Consider the following 15,509-nt stretch of genomic DNA (forward strand, 5'->3'; position numbering starts at 1 on the left):
GAGCGCGACAGCATGCCGATCCAGTAGAAGAGCGTCGCGAGGACGAACAGCGAACTCATCCACAGAATCGCCGACTGGCTCGACAGGAAATATTTGAGGAAGAACGCGTTATCCGCACGGGCGAGATCGCCGTGATACAGCTGGATGGCAAACAGCGACAGCACGGCGATACCCGCGATCAGCAGACGCGCGGGCTTCCAGCGCCAGCCGAGCACCACGAAAACCGGCACGGCGCACACTAGAACCAGCTTGTCGTAATCATTCATGTACGGGTGATAGCGCGAAAGCGCAAAACCCGCACCGGCAATCATCGCAAGCGCGAACAGCCAGTCGAGCGCGCCGAGGCGCTTCAAAAATGGGCGTTCGTCGAGAAGCGCCAATGCATGAGCCGGAGTCGTTACGGCGTTCCGCGGGGGCATTGGGCGCGCGCTCCGCACGACGCCATCAAGAGACGATTCTGTCAGTTTCATCATATTCACCGTTGCGATGATCGCGCCGCCGGGACGCTATTTGCCTTTGTGTGCGGTCGCTGTGCTCACTGATCGGCAGGCGGGCTGGCCGCCGCCTCGGCCTCCGGCGGAAACGCCTCCACGAAGGCGGCTACGGCGCGCATATCCCGCTCCGACATGTTGGCGCATACCGCCTTCATGACTTCACCGCGAGGCCTGTCTTCGGTGTGCTGGAAGATCTCCAGTTGCTTCTCGACGTAGTCCGCGTGCTGACCAGCGAGCCGGGGAAACCGATTCATCCCCTCGCCGTGCTGGCCGTGACATGACACGCATGCAGCAACCCCCTTGTCCGGCAGGCCGGATGTGAAGATCACTTTCCCCTCGTTCACGAGCGCGCGATCGCCGGCTTCGCCCAGGTCCGCCGGCTGGCTTGAAAAATACGCAGCAAGATCGTCGATCTGCGCCTCGGTCAAGTGCGTAAAGCCCCACATGAATCTTTTGGCGTTCGGGTCGGTTCGGGCATGCGTCTTGAAATCCGTCAGTTGATCGACAAGGTATTCCTGTCGTTGCCCCGCCAGTTTCGGAAAGGTAGGCGACACCGAGACGCCGTTCACGCCATGGCAGTTCGAACAAACCTGCAAGGCGATTGTCTTTCCTGCGACAGCCGGATTATCGACCGATCGGGACCGCTCGATGTCGTGACAGGCCGACCCCGCAAGCAAAAATCCGAGGTAGATGAATCGCGTGACCTTTTGCATGTTACGAACCTCCTGACCGCTACCGTTGCCGTCCTTTGAATCGACCGCGCTCTACGCCATGGCGCAGCGCACCGGGTGACAATCCTTCCGCCTGCCTGATATTTCACGCATACGCGTGTTCACGCCGCCCGGAGAAATTGCCACGACCCGGCAAGTGAAAACGTTCGAAAGAACTCTCAAAACGACGCAGCCCATAAGTAGATAAAAAGCGTATCGTTATCCTTAGCATTTCGTCCGTTGCCGTCGTAGTTTGACCGGGCACCCAGATATCGAGTGAAATGCGTGTATTGCAAGCCGATTCGCACGTATTGCACCGGGATCCAGAATATCTCGGGGGTCAATCCTTGCGTGTTGGGATAAGAGTTTGCGCTGCTGGCGTAAGCGACGCTGTCCGGGCTGCCCGTCACATTGAAGAAGGAAAGACTCACGCCATACTTGGCCTGGTAGATGTACGACGCTTTCAATCTCAACGATTTCAGGTTGGCAGATTGACTATCACCGTAAACAAAATTGTTCGGATCGGAGATATTCTCTTGAATATAGCGTGCCTGTGCAGTGATCGTGTGTGGCTCCAGAATGTACTGATACTGGGCATCCACGCCAATATCACGATAACGGGTCACGCCACTCCCGAATATCGGAAAGAACTCTGCGTCGTTGGGGTAGACGTCGACATTTAACGCAAACATTCCCAGCATGACGCTATGCGGACCCCAATCGCGGGTCAGGGCGAGGCGAAAGTATGGGTTGTAGGCGCGCAGATAAGTCTGCGGATGGTTCGGGTCTCCGGGTTTGTTGCCCTTGCTCAGGAACGACCAGATGCCGTCGGCCGTACTGTACGCCGTCAGTTCCGCGTAAATCGTCTTGTTCCAGTACACGTATGCACCGGTGCCTACGACCTGTTGCGCCAGCCCCCCTTCGATGATCGGCGTGAACTGAGCGGACCCCACTGCACTGGTCGAAGAGGAGACATAGGGATAGCTCCATGCCGGAGCGGTGTTCCAGACGTCTTGCACGGTGGGATTATTGTGAAGCGTTACGCCAAGAATAAAATCGTTCGCCTCTCCTATGATTCGGTCCACAAAACGGAAGTCAGTGTTGTCCGATCCCCAATGACCTTTCCACCCGCCGTCGCCATCCTGGTGATCGTAGTTCGAGTACGTGAACTGGGCGAACGCGCCGATCTTGTCGGTGATCTTCCCGGCAAGAAAAATGCTGGCCGCATCGAATATCACATTGCCGTCTTTGGGAGAGACGATGTTCCCGCTAGTGTCGTGGTTGTTCCTTGTCTTGGTGAAATCGGCCAAAGCCATGGCTGCGATCGGAACAGTGCGTTCGCCGAACGTATAGCCGTTCAGCTTGAACATCCGGCCATAGGACGTTAGCTCAGGAAACTGCCCGCCGGCATGACAAGCCACGCAGCTCTGTCCTGTCTGACGCGCGAATATCGGCAGCGCGTGCGCGGTGGAAGCCTGGAACAAACCAAGCGCCACGAGCGCGAATGCCCAGCCAAGGCCCAACAGATGATGAATTGCAGGATTGCTGATAAAAGCCTTTGTCATGGCTGTTTCCCCCCACTCCGTGGGTTGCCGCCCGTATCGGCGGCAGTAGAAGCTGAAGACTGCATTCCTGTGTCGCGCCTGATGGCGATGAGCGGGATGCAACACGTTCTCCCGCCATTGCGATCATTCCCGATGTGGCATTTGCCTCTGTTGCCACATCTCTATTGTGCAAAGCGGCGATGAAAGCCGGCATGGGTCAATGTCCTATATTTGGGAGAGGGGAAGCACTCGACGACGGGGTGTCCCGATGGGCTTTCCCGCAGCTCGTCGGGAACATCGAATGGCATGACACGTTGCGCGAAAAAACCATGCGCGCGATGCGAAGACAGTCTGCGAATGAACGCCGCAAGTGAGCCGCGTGCGAGGCAATTCAGGCAGCTCAGTGCGAGCGGTAGCGCACGTGAATCGAAACCAGGGGATAAGCGAGGGCGTGCACCGCCGCTGGTGTCGCCCGAGCATGCCGGTGCGATGACGATGGAGTTTCCTGAGCCCTTGCGCGCCGAGCCACGCCGTGCCTCAAGGCACCAACCAGTCCCCATCGGCCACGATTCTGACTGGATCCGGCCCGGCGAACCGGACGATATAACCGCCCTTGGACGCGAAGTGCTGCCCAGGCGCCAGCGTCAGGCGCGGATAGTAGCCAGTCAGGATGCGGCGTTCGAGCATGTCCTGAATACGCTCGATCAGGTAGTCCCTCTCGAACGCGTCGACCATATGGCTGAGCGTCTCCGCCAGCAGGCCGCACGCGAGATAGGTGTCCGCCTGCACCTGCGGGGCGACCATCGGAATCTTGCGGATCGAGAACCAGCCGAACGCATAGTCGACACGGACACGCCGTCCCTCCGGCAAGTCGAACGGATACGCGACGCGCGTGACGCCGCGCCAGCTCGCTGACAACGGCGTGCTGTCGAGCCCGCCAAGCAGCCCCGACATGAACACAGTGTCCGACGGCGGCGGTGTATGGCCGAGCGCCGCGACGTCGGGCGGACGCAGCCACAGCAGGAGCACGTCCGAACGCGATATTCCATGCATGGCGCGCGCGACGCTGTCACCCGGCGCGAGCGCGCGGTTCGACACCGCGATGCCGTGGCCCTTCAACGCGGCAGCCAGCGCCTCTGCACCCCGCTCGCCATTGTCACCCGCGCGATAGACTTGCCAGACCATTTTCGCCGCTTTGCCTGGCTTGCCGCTGGCGTCATCGAGAATCCGCTTTGCAATCAGATCCGCCTCGAGCAGCACGCCCTTCGAGAAATAGACGGAGTAGAAGTCGCGGTCGGCTTCGACCGGCACTTCCACGTTCGGAAAGAGACACGGCACGGCCTCCTGCTCGCAGAACTCATGGACTGGCGCCCAGTTCCTGCCGCCCAGTCCCGACAGCACGGCAAACACCGGCTGCTCCGCCAGATAGCGCCGCAACTGTTCATGCCACGATGCCGGCGGGCCGCTCAGCTCCCACACATGCAGCTCCCAGCGGCGATTGACCATGAACATCATCTTGCGCGACGAGCGCAGCGGCGGCGTCGCGCCCAGCGGAAACACGTTCTTGTCATCGAAGTACTGTTTGAGCACATCGAGCATGCCACGCCGTTTCACCGGGTCCGCATCGGGTGTGATGATGGTCGCGAAGTGCAGCACCGTGTCCGTCACACCGGCTGGTCTGCGTTGATCGAGGCGCTTCAGATAGCCGATCAGCGCTGCCATGTCGGTGTCGTTCAGCGCGTACTGCGGCATCAGATCGCTAAGCGGGTTGCCTTCCGAATCGAGCCCTTCGCGGATCGCCCTTGCGATTGTCGCATCGGTGTAGGGCTCGCGATTGGTGCGCATGCTGGGAACGTACGGTATGTCGAGATCGTCGGGGCTGTCTGCGCGTGGATGGACCAGATAACGGCCGGTGATCGGCGGGATGCTGCTAGTCCCCTCCCGGGAGCCGAGGCCGCTGCGCCGATGGCAATTCATGCACGCCGCGGCGGCGCCTCGCAGGTTCACGCCACCGTCGTGCATCGCTTCGAGCGGTTCGCCCGAACCCAGCACGCCTTTCTGGAAGATCGCCTGCCCCGTGCTCACGGTCGTGACCGGTGGCGGCGTTGACGGGGCAGAGTGCGCCCTGCCCACCGGCACAATCAACGCGGCGAGCAAGACCCATTGAGCAAGCGCGAGCGCCGCGAGCGATCGTACCCGCGCGATGGCATGTCGGCTGACCCGGGCGCGGTCCATGGCTAGGGGCTCGGCCGGCTCAGGGTAGGCGGCGACACCTCGGCGTTGACCGACACCGAACTGCGCCGGCCCTGCGAGCCGGGTCTCATGAACATCGTATCGTCCAGCGGCGGATTGAGCGACACCTTGTCGATGATCAGCTTGTCGCTCTTTCCTGCAGCCACCACGCCGCTTTCGATCGTGAACGGTATCTGCAAACCCTCGACGTCCTTGTAGTCGCCGTACTTGACTTCCACGGTGACCGGCCCGTGAGGGCCCCGCACCTCGCGGTCGTACTTCACGTCAAGAAAGCTCTGCGCGTCGACCCACACATGACGGGTGACACCGGAAGGCAACTTCGCGCTGAGGCGGTAAGCCGAATGTCCGTCGATCTTGTCGATACCGTCGAGTGCGACTTCGATACCCTTCGCCTGATGGTCGATCAGCAACCCGTCGATGACCTGCTCGTCATGCGCGGACCTCAGTTCGTCCATGGTATACGGCCGCGCTTCGCTACTGCCCGTGGCGCTCGGACTCATCTTCCAGCCTTGTTTGCCGTTGAACATCCGGACAGTCCGGCGGTTGAGCACGGTGATCTCGAAGCGTGTCATGTTCGGACGTTTCAGCGCGAGGGCGAACGGCAATTCCTCGGAAGGTGCATTTGCACTTTCCACATGCCCGACCCAGGCCATCGTCTGGATCTTCCTCCATGCGTCGAGCCCACCCCTCGCGGCGACGTTCTTCTCGACGATCTGATCCGCGCTCAGACCGTGCTCCGGTATCTGCTCGCACGCGTACATCACCGCCGTCAGGCAGCCGACGAGCACCCACAGTGCGATTCGTTTCATGGCAGTGGACCCCGCACGGATGTTGGCTAGTGACTCGTAGGCACTGGCTGTTGGGTCGGCACTTTGGCCATGGCCAGTTGCGGTTTCGCAAACAGCTTGTCGTCCGTCGGCGGATTCACCGTGACATGGTCGATCGTCAGCTTGTGCGACGGCTTGACGCCGGTGACAACGGTCTCCAGCGTGTGCGGAATGACGAGCCCGTTTTCTTTCTTGTAGTCGCGATAGAAGATGGCGACGTTGTGCATCCGCCCGTCGAGCTTGCGTGGTTCGCCGTCGATCTTCAGTTCGAGAAAACTGCTGGCGTCGATCCAGATACGGCGTGAGGTATTGTCTTTCTCCGTCAGCTTCAGGACGTACGCGCGATGCCCTTCTACTGATTCCATACCCAGAGCCTCCACCCGTGAGCCCTTGCTCGCATAGTCGATCAGCGGACCGTCCAGATCAGCCGAAGCCGCAGCTGATTTAGCCTCCGCAGGGGTATACGGTTCGACTTCGTCGCGTCCGAGGAAGGGCCTGACCTTCCAGCCCCGCGCGCCGTCGTAGACCTGAAACGCCGTCTGCTGATTGAAGCGAACCTCGAAGCGGCTCTTGTTCGGCCGCTTCATCATCATCGTGAACGGCAGCTTGGTGTTCTTCGTGCCGCCGGCTTCGATCTGCCCCGACATCGTTATCGTATTGACCGCGTGCCACGCCTGAAGCCCGCCGCGCGCCGCGACGTTCCGCTCGACGATCTGCGCCGCGCTCATATGACTCGCCGCTGCGGCTTGCGCCGTTCCTGCGGCCGAGGCCGCGTATGCGACCGATCCGGATGCCAGAACACCGGCCACGGTGGCCGCCGAAATCGCCTTCAAAAGAAATCGAGACATGAGTCATCTCCCCCATTTGTGTTGAAAATCGCCGTATCGCGATCATTCGACGATCAGTCCGTCGACATGAAGCGAACCGATGAAGACGTCGACGCGCTCGCCGGCCTTGATCGGACCGCCCTTGTTGGAAAACACCATCCAGTATTCCTGCCCGGCCTGGAGTGGGCCGGTCTGGCGCAACGGTCCGACCTTGTCCATCACCGGAATCTCGAGCAGCGCGTGGCTCGTGTGCCCGTACAGCCAGGCGGTCGCGGTCTTCTCGCCGAGCAGATGCGCCGCCACTGGATCCGTCACGCGATAGCTGAAGCGAATCAGATTGCCCGATGCCGTGCTGCGCACGCTCAGGTTATCGATGCCCTTCATCATCCCGTAGTAGTTCTTCGCGTGCTGCGACATACTCACCGGCAAATACGGCGAGTGCCTGGGCTTGAGCGCTCCCGGGGCGCTCTGCTGGGCCGCAACCCCTTGAACCAGGGTTGCGGCCAGACACACGCTGCTTGTGAACAGCACCGCCGGCCTGGTCGAAGGAAACCGAAGTTTCATTGCAGCCCCCTCACCGTATGACCGGAGAATGCGTCTGCGCCGGGGTCAGCAGCGGCGCCGCTGCTGGCACCACTGCCTGGAACACGCCGAGCAGACCCGCCGGCGAGCCGTTCAATGCGAGCGGATCGATCGGCGGAGGCGTGCCGCCCAACACCCCTGGCAGCACGACCTCGACCGCACCGATGTCGTATCCGGCACCCTGCGGCCGCGACGTGCCGAAGATGTCATGATTCGGCGCACCGGTTGACGTGCCGTGATTGAATGCCGGCGAAGCAGCCGTGATCGAGTAGTTGCCCAGCACCACGTTATAACCGGCCATGCCCGACGTGAGCGCTTCGTTGAACAGCGACAGCGGACCGTACGTCATGTTGATCCACTGGTTGCCCTCATCCGGCGTCGCCGACGGCATCAGGCTGAACAGCGGGTTCGGAAGAACCGTATCCGCAATGCCCGGAGGAACCGTGATGCCGATTCCGCCCGCTTCCGGCGGCACACGCGCACCGTTGCAGTACTGGTGCACCACCGCCGGGTTCAGATTGCTGTTGTTCGCCCCCGGGTAGTCGACGGCATCGGTCAGGATTGAATACCGCGGGCTCAACGTCAAACCTGACTGATGGTTGCTGGCTCCGGTGTCGCCGAACGCGCCGACATCCCAATAGACTGCGTTCGGATCGCAGTAGCCCGTCGTCTTCCCTGCCTGATTCAATGTCGGGTTCAACGTGACCGCGTTCTGCAGGCCCGCGATGTTCGGGTTCTTTCCTCCCACCGTGATATAGAACGTGCGGTTCTGCCAGAACACGTTATTGGTCAGCACCGGGTTCGAGAACGTCGTGCAGTGGGGCAACCCGGCCGGACACGCCACACTCTGATTGGTGAACGCGACGATGAAATTCGACGTGTGGCGCGCGGTCTCCAGCCCAGCCGGCTCGAAAGTCGACGTTGTGATCGGAGAACACGTCGTTTCCGATCCCACCGTCGTGCAGTTCGGCGGCCCGACGTTGGCCTGCGCGGCCGCGGGCGTGTTGAACAGCACGCCAGCGGATGCCGTCGAGTCGTTGGAGACAACCGTGTTGTTGATGAAGTTCACGGCCACCGCATCCTGCAGCGAGACACCGCCTCCCGCCCAGCCGGCCACGTTGTTGGCAATGATGTTGTTGGTCACCCGAACCGAATACCACGCGTTCGGGTTGTTGGGACTGCGTTGCACCTCGGTACCGTTGACGTTCTGCAGTCGCAGGCCACCGCCCTTGCCGCTTTCCGCCGTGTTGCCGACAATCAGATTGCCGTCGATCACGAGGTTCGGGCCCACGCCATCCGAAAGCTGAGGCGCGCAATCGGTGTCCACCGTAGCGTTCTCGCAGAACGTGCCGTCAGGCGGTACGCCCTGGGCGATGATGCCGCCACCGTACGTGGGTAGCGTCGGGTTGTTGCTCTGGTTGAACAACACCCAGTTGTGCGAGATGTCGCCGTTATAGCTGAACCCGAAGTGCGCGACACCGCCGCCGTCGCCGGAACTGATGTTGCCGCAGACCCAGTTGTAGTTGAAGTGATAGTAGTCGGCACCGTTGCAGAAGGTCACGCCGCCTGCTGACGAAGGCGTAGTCGAGTTGATTTCGTCGCCGTACGAAGCATTCGCCGTAACCGCGTTGTTGTGAACGTTCACATGCTCGTTGAGCAGGAACGGCAACTGTGTCACGCCGTTCGCGGCGATGCTCGCATCGGCAGTTTCGACCTGGCCTACCGTGATGCCGCCTGTCAGCGTCCCTGCATTGGCGAAGACACGGTTGTTCGAGACCTCCGTGTAATGATTCCAGCCGTGCAGGAAGATCCCTCCGCCGCCTTGCGAGCTGTTGGTGAAGGTCATGCCGTCGATACGCGACGGATTGCACAGGAAGTTGCTCGGGTAGTTCGTGCAATCCGGCGGGTTCGGCTGCAGCAGACTCGGGCCCGTGAGCGGCGTGCAAATGCCGTTCGCGGTGCAGTTCGGGTCGGGTTGCGGCACGCCGTTCACCGTCACGTCCTTCACGCCCTTGGCGAGCACGGTAATGGCCGCACCTTCATACGCGCCCATCAGCGTCGGCTCGATCAGCAGTTCAGCCAGGTTGCCGTTGAGGTTGAAATCCCATCCGGAAGCGGGTTCGAACGGAATCGCATCCACCTTGCGCTGCATCGCGGTCGAACAGGAATACGTGCCGGTCGGATCGTACGGATTGCTCGCCGAGATCAGCCCGCCGTTCAATGCGTCGCCGAAGAGACAGCCAACCTGCCTGCGCCACGGGTCCATTTTGCCCGACGGGTGGGTGTTCGCGTTGACGGTCACCGAGGTCGCGCCGACACCTTGCAACCGGACCGGCTTCCACATCAGCAGCATCTCGTTGTAGACGCCCGGACCGACGACGATCATGTCGCCCGGGGTCGCCGTGTCGATCGCGGTCTGAATCGCGTTGCTCGTGGCGTTCTCGCCATTCACATAGGTGGGCGCCTTGCCGCCGACCGTGACCGTGACCGTGTCGATCGAACGCTTGCCGTTGGCCGCCTCGATGACGAGTTCACCGCAGAACGCGGGGTTCAGCACACCGCGCTGCTGGATCGTGCAGCTCGAGTGCAGGGCGAGCAGGGCAGGCACCTGGACCTTGATCTGCGTATCGCTCCACGACTGCACGACTACAGGCAAGCCGCCGATCGTGACGTTCTCGCACGGGAAGCCTGGCCGGGTGCATGCCGAAGGCTCGCTGCCAAAGCCATAGTGGCGCGTGAGGAACTTCTGGTTGAACGGCGCTGTGGTCGCAGCCGGACCCGTGTAGGCATGGTTCACCACCTGCTGGTTGCCCAGAGCGTTGATTGTCAGCGTATGGTTGAAACCGCTGACCCACGGCCCCGTGCCGCCGCCGCTGATCGGGTCGCCCGTTACGCTGGAGATCGCCGGAGTGGCATCCGGGTACGCGCAGTCTGGCTGGTTGTAGCCCTCCGCGAAGGCCGAGACCGGCACCACTGGCGTATCCATGTACTGGGTCTGTCCAGGCATGAACGGAATCTCGTAACAGAACTGGCTGTACGCCGGGTTAAACAGAGGATCGCGAATCGTCTTGCCGGGATGCGCCGGATCGGGCATATCCGGATCGTTCATGCAGGCGACCATCATCGTCGGCGCATAGCCCGTCGGGTTGGGCGGGTTGACCTGCCAGGTCGAATAGTTCAACCCGTTGAAAATGCCCCATTGATCCGAATACGTGCGAGCGACTTCGTTGCCGGCGAAATCCTTCATCGAGATCGGCACGTTCGGCACCGCGAACTTTTCGCCGAATTGCGGCGAATACGGATCGAACTCCGACGAGAAGTCATCGAGCATGAAGCCGGTGTAGTGCGCGGAGACGTGCGTCGAACTAAAGATCCAGAATTTCGCCAACGCCGTCATCTGGGGCGACACTGTCACTTCCTTGCGGTCGCACAGGTGCCGCGAGGCGCCCGCGAACGGTGCTACCTCCTGCACCAGCGGGAAAATGCTCATGTAGTCAGGCACGATGCGCAACTCACCGACGCAAGGCCAGAACTCTTCGATGCTGCCCGTGTCGCCCTCGTTCCGCGGGAACGTAGTCGATCCGAGATTGGTCGTCGGATTCTGCGCATTGTTCTGGTTATAGGTCGAGTTCACCGCAGCCTGGTCGGGCAGGATGAAGATGGCGCCGATCCCGGCGAACTGCTGCGTCACCGGCGCAATGTAGTTGTCGCCGATCAGGATGTTCTTGTCTTCCTCCTTCACCAGTTCATAGCCCGGCGGCACGATCACTTCGACCACATACTTGCCGGCAGGCAGCATCTGCGTACCGTCGCCCGAAGGATTCGCCACACAAATCGTGCAGTTCGTCGCTGTCGGCTTGCCGGTAGTCGTGTTCCTGCCCGTCACGCTGGGGAATCTGTACATCCCGTCGTACGGCGCCGGCTGCAGCTGGTTGAACGCGTGCATGCCGTCGTAGCACTTGAACTGGGAATGCGCTGGCAACGGAGTCTTATTCGGGTCGAGCCACTGGGTAGTGTCCTTCAGCGTGAAGAAGAACGGGTCGGTGGTCTCCTGCCCCGGACAGTTCATGTTCGGAATACCAGGGGAGCGGAAACCCTGCGCCCAGTCGTCCCAGCTGGCTGTCTTCGTCGTGTCCACCAGCGTCAGGCTGGTGGTGCCGTCCGCAGCGGTGCCCTCCTGATACAGGTTCACCGTGACGTTCGGCACGTCGGGCGTCCACTTCGTGTGGAGCAGCAGCGTCGGATCGTCGAACGGCCGCGTCGATGCATAGATGACTTCGCCGCGGATGCCGCCGTTTTCATTCGCGCCAAACGGAGTCTTGCCGAACTCGATAAAGGAGCTCTGCCCCGAGAAGCCTTGCCAACCCATCGTGGTTACCCACGGCGGATCGACTCTGCCGGTTGAAGGCGACGTACCCGAGCGGTCGTTGCAGTCCGCATCGTTGCAGTACACCGCCCCCGGCACCCGCAGGTTCGTCGGCAGGTGCGCCGTCGCGGATTCCAGCGTGTTGGCGTAGTTAGCTGCAATGGTCGAGTTGCCGCCGCCAGGCGTGCCGTCGGGCGGACCGCCCGAGTCATAGACCACGTGGACGCCCGTTTGCTTGAAGCGGGTCTCGTCGGTGTCGACGACGTACCAGTTAAATAGCGGGAACACTTCGTTGAAGGTCGCGTAGCCGTTCCCGTCGGTAATGTTGAAGTTCGAATAGCTGCCGTCACGGAAGCGGATATTGGTTGCAAGCTGCGGCAGCCCTGGGGAACCCGGCGTCGAGACGCCGGTGCCGGTCGTGTCAATGAAGCTCCGGGTGTAGAGATTCGTATGCCATTGGAGCACCGAAAGATCCCCGACATCAACGGTTTGGCCGTTCGCCAGTTGAACCGCCGTCGCCAGCCCATCCACGATCTGATCGTTCCATTGATCGAAGATCGTGATTCTGTATGTGCCCGAAGGCAGGCCGGTGAAGCTGAACGTCCCGTCGCCATTGCACTTCGTGAAGGCGATATCTTCGCCGTCCGGATCGCCGACACTGACGTAGCACTGCGTAAAACTCAGCGAGGTGCGCGAGCCGGCGCCGTAGAGGTTCTCGTTCGGCGGGCGGCTGTAGTGCAGGTTCGTCACCCTGCCCTTGAGCCCGTTGTTGCACGTAATGCCTGCGCAGAAGATCGGCAGCCGGGCATTGATGATCTTCGGATTGGCAAAGCCGACGGCAACGTGAAAACCCGCCGGGCCGAATTCCTGGAAGTACGCCGGACCGCCCACCTTGACGAAAGCGTCGTGGGCCTTCTGTCCGTCCAGCGTGTTCGTCTGCAGCCATTCCTCGCCCCTGCCGATTCTGTCGGCTGCCGGCGTCGCGACGACACCGTACCGGCCTGGCATCAGGTTGGCAATGATGGCCTGGCCGACGAGCGGCGACACCGTCTTGCCGTCCGACTCGAATTTCGGACACGTCGGGATCATGCCGACGAGGCCGTCGGTCGACGTCGTCGAAATCGGGCAGGCATTGAGCCCCGTAACCGGATCGATGGTCCCCTGCAACGAATTGGACAGCGGCATGTTGAACATGTCGTAACTCATCTGTCCGGTCGGGTCGCCGGTTTGCCCCGCGTCGTCCCAGAGCTTGATTTCGAATCCGCCAAGGCCTGGCTCGCGGGCCGTGCCGAAAGTGTCGGTGCCGCCACTGACGTCCACTTCACCATTCAACGGGGCGTCGTCCTCGAAGACAAACACCGAGACCTTCGCGGTCGCCATCGGCGTCTCTTGCAAAATCACGTTGACGCTGGTCTGTCCGGGCGCGATCGGGGCGCCACCCATGGTGTGACCGCACTTACCGGTGCCCGCCGCAAAATCCGCGCCGGCGGGCCCCGATGGGCAGTCCCTGGAGATATCGAACGGTCTCTGTGGCCCGGTTGGGTTCGACGGATTGACCGGCTGCGGCAAGCCCGCACCATTCCCAAAGCTGTTGCCGGCGTCCCCCGGCAGGATCGAGATGTAGTAGTGCCTGGTCGGATCGAGCGCCACCTGAGACGGATCGACCGGCACCTGTTGCGAACCCGTCGTGCGGCACACGCCGTTGCCGATATCGCACACTGCCGGCAAGTGCGAATTGCTCGCCGGGTCATACACCGTTTGCCCCGACTCGCAGGCGACCTTGCCGACACAGCCTGCGGCCACCACCGGCATGTAGCTGGTGTGGAAATTTGCGCCGAGGCTGGGAACCGGCAGCGGCGGGCACGTAGCCGGACGCGTCGTCCCGGTTGTCTGGCATGCGGGATCGATCTGGAACGTACGGTCTTCCTCGATGATCCAGCGGTAGTCGGCAAGCTGAACCGGGGTCTTGCCCGGCGCCGTGCTCGGCCCATCCAGCGGCTTGACGACAAGTCCACTGCCGCCCTTGAACGTCACCGTCACGGTCGCGGCAGCGCTCGACGTGTTCTGCGAATTCATTGCCGTGTATTTGAACGTCATGTTGGCAGTCGCAGTGCTGCCGACCGGCGGCGTCGTCGGAATCGCGGTAAACGATCCATCCGGATTCAGCGTGACGGTCCCGCCTGTCACAGCACCGGAAATCGCCGCGGTGAGCGGCAGCCCCTTCGGATCCGAGGCATTGGCCAACACGCCGGGCGCGCCGATCTGCAGCCGCGACGCGATGTTGCTGACGTAAGTGCCATTGCTGGCCACCGGCGCACCGGACAGACAGCCGTTGCCGGCGCTGCAGGCCGTCAGCGTGACCGTCGCCGATACCGCGGGATTGCCGTTGGCCTGATACACGAAGCTGTCAGCTGTCGTACCCGCATTCGGCACATAGACAAACGTGCCGTCCGGGTTCAGCGTCAGCGCGCCGCCGGTAGTCGTTGTCTTGACCTCCACGCCGTAAACATTCACGTCCCTGGCTTTCACGCCCTTGGCCGGGTCCGACACGGTCAACGTGGTACCCGGGTTAAAGAAGTAGCTAGCGGAATTGGCGATCGCATTCTGATTGGCGGCCCCCGCCGTCGGCAGCGCGCCGCCATTGACTGCGATGTAAGCCTGCATGCCGCCGTCGCGTTGATTGTTGGTCGACAGGCTCAGTTCGCGGTCGAACACCGGCAGCGCCGTTGCGCCAGTCGCCGGTGCGTTGACCATCACGTCATAGGTTTTGCCGGCCGCCAGAAACACTTCCGACTGGACCCGCGGACTGCCGGGCAGCACATTGCCGTCTTCGGCGATCAGCGAGAAACCGGACACAGCAGGATTGCCGGTTTGTGTACCGACTATCGACGGAACGTGCATCCGCAGACCGGCGTTCACGAAACGCACGAGCACCTGGCCCGTCGCGACAGGCGCGGTGGCGGCGAACGTAGACCCGCCGGGATTGGTGCGGTCGAAGCCGACGCCGTTGATCAGGTAGTAGCGCGGATCGTAGTTCACTGTCGGCGGATAGCAGGTGCCGAACGCCGTCGACTTCGAATCACCGCAGCCGCCGGGCTGACCTGACCACGCCAGGGTTTCGCTGAAGCCTGTGGTCGTCACCGCCGCGGCAACAGCCGTGTTTTGCACGGGATCGATTTCGCTCAGCACGAGCGGTACGTCGGCGTCATAGCAGATAGCCGGATTCGTATAGGCCTGATACGCCTGCGACGCGACCGGGCAAGTCACAGTACCGCCGACCGGCGCCTTCACCACCAGCACGCCGTATAGTCCCATCGGCCCCTGGATCGACGGATGCGTTCCCGACTCGATCAGATAGGTGCCGGGGCTGAGGTTGCTCCAGGTGAGCGAGGTTGTCGCGCCGTTCGCCACCTCGGTAGAGAACGACTGGACGCGAGGCCCTTGCGCGGGCGGCGTGAACGACGCACCGGTCGCACTGGTGGCAATCGGCCAGGTGACCGCGGTTTGCGTGGGATGCGGCGGACTCGGCATGCTCGTCGCCGTCGTCCCGAGGCCGCCACCCAACTGCCCCACCACGACGAGCGAGGTCGGCACGGTGCCGGGCAGGCTATTGGTGAGGTTGATCGTCAGCGGTCCTGGCGGCACGGTGATCACCACAGGCGACCAGCTCGCTCCGGCGCCCGGATTCGCCGCCGCACAGGTCGCCGGCGCAACCGCAGCCGACGTACAGGTGTAGCCCCACATCGGCACAGCCTGTCCGTCGGGCAACGTGGCAGTGCCCGCCTTCGCTGTCAGATTGACGACCTGAGCGAAAGATACCCCACTGGCCGTCAGCAGAATGGACGCCGCGACACCTGCCTTGAGCAAGTCAAAGAGCGTCGCCCTGAACTTGTTGGATCTCATCGC

At 62.0% G+C, this 15,509-nt stretch carries 7 protein-coding genes and 1 pseudogene; all 8 read right to left on the minus strand.

The genetic code is table 11. The annotated features are described in order from the left end of the window. Positions 1 to 470, minus strand: a pseudogene (locus P3T23_RS40040) (c-type cytochrome biogenesis protein CcsB); the annotation flags it as partial. A gap of 65 nt (positions 471 to 535) precedes the next feature. Beyond that, the gene (locus P3T23_RS40045; RefSeq protein WP_429321585.1) at positions 536 to 1,207 is read right to left on the minus strand and encodes a c-type cytochrome; all 672 of its coding nucleotides are present in this window, start codon (positions 1,205 to 1,207) and stop codon (positions 536 to 538) included. Positions 1,208 to 1,383: 176 nt separating this feature from the next. Continuing rightward, positions 1,384 to 2,769 (minus strand): cytochrome C, encoded by a 1,386-nt coding sequence (locus P3T23_RS40050; protein WP_429321586.1) that lies wholly within the window; start codon positions 2,767 to 2,769, stop codon positions 1,384 to 1,386. A 516-nt stretch (positions 2,770 to 3,285) separates the two neighbouring features. After that, positions 3,286 to 4,983: a cytochrome C gene (locus P3T23_RS40055; protein ID WP_429321587.1), complete on the minus strand. Its 1,698-nt coding sequence runs from the start codon at positions 4,981 to 4,983 to the stop codon at positions 3,286 to 3,288. Positions 4,984 to 4,985: 2 nt separating this feature from the next. Then, positions 4,986 to 5,810, minus strand: a complete 825-nt coding sequence (locus P3T23_RS40060) for a hypothetical protein (protein WP_429321588.1) — start codon at positions 5,808 to 5,810, stop codon at positions 4,986 to 4,988. A gap of 26 nt (positions 5,811 to 5,836) precedes the next feature. Further along, positions 5,837 to 6,676 carry an outer membrane lipoprotein-sorting protein gene (locus P3T23_RS40065; RefSeq protein WP_429321589.1) on the minus strand — a complete coding sequence of 280 codons (840 nt, stop codon included), beginning with the start codon at positions 6,674 to 6,676 and terminating at the stop codon, positions 5,837 to 5,839. Positions 6,677 to 6,718: 42 nt separating this feature from the next. After that, on the minus strand, positions 6,719 to 7,219 hold the full coding sequence (locus P3T23_RS40070) for a hypothetical protein (protein WP_429321590.1): 501 nt from the start codon (positions 7,217 to 7,219) through the stop codon (positions 6,719 to 6,721). A 10-nt stretch (positions 7,220 to 7,229) separates the two neighbouring features. After that, positions 7,230 to 15,506, minus strand: a complete 8,277-nt coding sequence (locus P3T23_RS40075) for a choice-of-anchor Q domain-containing protein (protein ID WP_429321591.1) — start codon at positions 15,504 to 15,506, stop codon at positions 7,230 to 7,232. Positions 15,507 to 15,509 lie beyond the last annotated feature (3 nt).

Origin of the sequence: Paraburkholderia sp. GAS448 (assembly GCF_050435685.1) — a bacterium.
Classification (GTDB): domain Bacteria; phylum Pseudomonadota; class Gammaproteobacteria; order Burkholderiales; family Burkholderiaceae; genus Paraburkholderia.